This window comes from Mongoliibacter sp., assembly GCF_007692705.1.
In the GTDB taxonomy this organism is placed as follows: domain Bacteria; phylum Bacteroidota; class Bacteroidia; order Cytophagales; family Cyclobacteriaceae; genus Mongoliibacter.
The window spans coordinates 1-3,240 of record NZ_REBN01000019.1 but is presented as its reverse complement, the minus strand read 5'-3'; the positions used below and the strand labels follow the sequence as shown (position 1 = coordinate 3,240).

General features: G+C 40.2%; 2 protein-coding genes. Both read right to left on the bottom strand.

The window, feature by feature from the left end:
• Positions 1-267: 267 nt before the first annotated feature.
• The gene (locus tag EA341_RS00275) at positions 268-1,473 is read right to left on the bottom strand and encodes an esterase (RefSeq protein ID WP_293010679.1); all 1,206 of its coding nucleotides are present in this window, start codon (positions 1,471-1,473) and stop codon (positions 268-270) included.
• 225 nt (positions 1,474-1,698) lie between these two features.
• Positions 1,699-3,240 (bottom strand): glycoside hydrolase family 43 protein (locus EA341_RS00270; RefSeq protein WP_293010678.1); only part of this gene is annotated, 1,542 nt, incomplete at its 5' end.

Sequence of the window (3,240 nt, the reverse complement as noted above, 5' to 3'; positions counted from 1 at the left end):
AAACTTATCTCGAAATTGCTCCGCGGTCAGCAAAGTATGAACGCACATTCGTTCCCGGTCAGCATTTTTACCTAAAGAAAATTGATTTAAGACAGTTGCTGTTGATGAAATTATAACCTTGGATATTAAACGCCTCAAAGAAATTCAAAAAAAAGCCTGACAAAACTGCATTTGCAATTCTGCCGGACTTTTTAAATTCAAAGTATCAGTAGCTATTCATTGATCTTTGTCACATCAAGAATGTTAAAAAAATTATATGCAAGCAATTCAATACTTGTCTTTCCAAAGATTCGGTAGAAACTTGTAGTAAAGTAGGTGCCTCCAAGTGGACCAGTCATGACCTCCTTTTCCTCCAACATAATACTCGTGCTCTATACCATAATCCGATAGAGCTTTTACCAAAGCTTCTGCTCTGGGACCAAAATACCCATCGACTTCTTTAGTTCCCTGACCTACGAACAAATAATCAACCTTATTATTGACATCTGCATCGTTGAGAAAATGGCCCAGTGTATTTTCAGGTTCCATATCACCGGCACTCAGAATTCCAAAGTTTGCAAACAGATCCAAAGAGCGGAACCCGATAAACATAGCATGACGCCCACCCATTGACAAACCGGATAAAGCCCTTCCGCTGGGATTTTGAATAGTACTATAACTTTGATCGACAAGGGGAATAACATGGTTTCTTAATTCTTTCTCAAAAATATCAAATGTCAATTCAGTATGCTGAGGGTGATTTCGATGTATCACCTGATTATTTGGAATGGCAATAATCATAGGTTTGCACTTCTTTTCAGCCAGAAGATTGTCCATGATAAAATTGGCTCTGCCATCAAAAATCCAATTTGAAGGCAACTCTCCACTTCCTCCCGTAAGATATAAGACTGGGTACTTTTGGCTTGGATCGTAACCTGGTGGCGTATATACATACATTTCACGCTCACCATCAGTGACTTCCGAATGATAAACGTGCCTGGTAACATTACCGTGGGGTACATTCTTCGCATCATAGTATGCCGGACCATCACCATGAACAATCAGTTGACTGTAAGGCGGCATGGCAGTAAAGGCTGCATTGGTATTGTTTGGGTCTGCCACCTGCACCCCATCTATGTGAAGATGATAGGCATACATATCAGCTGGAAGTGGTCCAACAGTCAAAGACCATATTCCATCCTCACCTTTACTGAAAGGAATGGGTTCATTTCCTTTGCCTAAGCCTGTCAGTAACGCCATTCCCGCAAGCCTAACCTCCTTAGCATCTGGGGCTTGAATTCTGAAGGTAACTGTTTGATCATCATGGACAATAGGGGAATTTAACCGAGCACTAAATGGAACCAATCCTTCTTTATTCTTTTGCGGATCAAAATCAAGGTTAACATTGGCCTGTTGCGCATTTGCACTGGTGATCAGGGTAAAAATCAGCACTCCAAGCATCAAACGGTTAAGGGATTTTCTTTGCGTCTTCATATAGGTTTGGATTAAAATGATCTACTTTCTTTTTAAAATATAGGGTAAAAGAAAAGATAAATATAATAATGTATTTAGTACATAATGGAATCAGTTTCAAAAACTGATCTGAAAACATAAAACCCCGAAACCAGCCTTGCGGCGAGGATCGGGGTATTACAGATGGTTTGACTACAAATCAAGCCAAAACATGCTATGTACAAGAAACCCTAAAATTCAATTTCATTATTGATTTTTGATGGCTGTACTTTCTCCAGAGTATGTAAACTGATGAAAATCAGCAGTATTATCACTTGTCTCACCTGAAGATGTTGCATATGGACCTAGAGTAACTCCCACAAATCCCCCTGCAACACGTGTACTGAGGTACTGTCCCTCTGTGAATTCTAAAAGAGGCTTCCAGTCTTTATTTCCTTTTTCTTTTATTGAAAAGCTGTACTTAGCATTTTCAAATTCGACCTTTAGTGATACGGGAGATTTGGCCGATTTCTCAAGCATAGACGTTGCCAGTACTTCATAGGTATTGTCATCTTTTGCTTTTAATACATTGATGACATGATTGCCTTTTTCATCTATAGTTTTGGCAAAGAAAATATGATGACTTTCATTCTGCAGAAGCAGCATTCCAGCTTTTTCGTTCGCTGATTGAGGCTCAAAAGAAATATCAGTGGTAGCATAACCCTTATTGTGCTGCTGCCTCCTTGCTATAAAACTTGGATTAGTTTTCTCAAAAACTGTTTCGGGCCTTAAATTAATCGTGAGTTTTTTGGCTCTGGTATTGATATCATACCATTTTGTTTTTGGTACACGAACAAAAACCCAATAATCTTTCAGCTCATCCTTATCGAAATTATCAGTAATGGTAAAGCTGCCCGAGATTGGGAATGGAATGTTTTCTTTGTTTTCAGGCAAATCAGGAGCCTTATAAGTATATTGAACCTCCGTAAAATCAGCACTGATTACAGGCCAATCATCATCAGTCCAAGTGACTGGAGCTAAAAATACCTCTCGCCCGATATTGTAATGGTCTCCCCTATCATAAGGTCTCGTTGCAAGAAATACAGCCCACCACTCTCCATTTTTGGTTTCCACCATATCAGCATGACCTGTTGCAGAAATCGGGTTAGGTCTCGCCGGGTCTAAATGTCTCTGAGTAAGGATAGGGTTGTTTTTGTAAGGAATAAACATCTCCTTGAGGTCTTTGGTCCTAAACACTACCTGAGAATGATTGACACTTGTTCCTCCTTCAGCGGCCCACAAGTAATAATACCCTCTCGTCTTGTAAATATGTGGTGCTTCAATCCATACCGGTTTGGAGTGGATATCAACCCCTCCATTTACCAAGATTACATTATCGCCTACAGTTTTTAGATTTTCTCTATCAAATTCAATCATCCTGATAGTCCTATGGCCACTGTAGAGTGATTTTCTCTCCGGTGGATCACCATTGTAAATAATGTAGCTTTTACCATCGTCATCAAAAAAGATGGAAGGATCAATTCCTTGTACAGCGGGCAAAAATACAGGGTCACTCCATGGTCCTGCCGGGTCTGTTGCAGTTACAACAAAATTGCCTCCTTTGCCCACCAAAGTGGTGATCATATAGAAAACCCCTTCATGATGTTGGATGGTTGGGGCGAAAATCCCCTCGGAAAGCTGTAAACCTTCCACATCCATTTGTTCAGGTCTGTCCAAAACATGGCCAAGTTGTCTCCAATTGACCAAATCAGTACTATGGAAGATTGGTACGCCGGGAAAAAAGGTAAA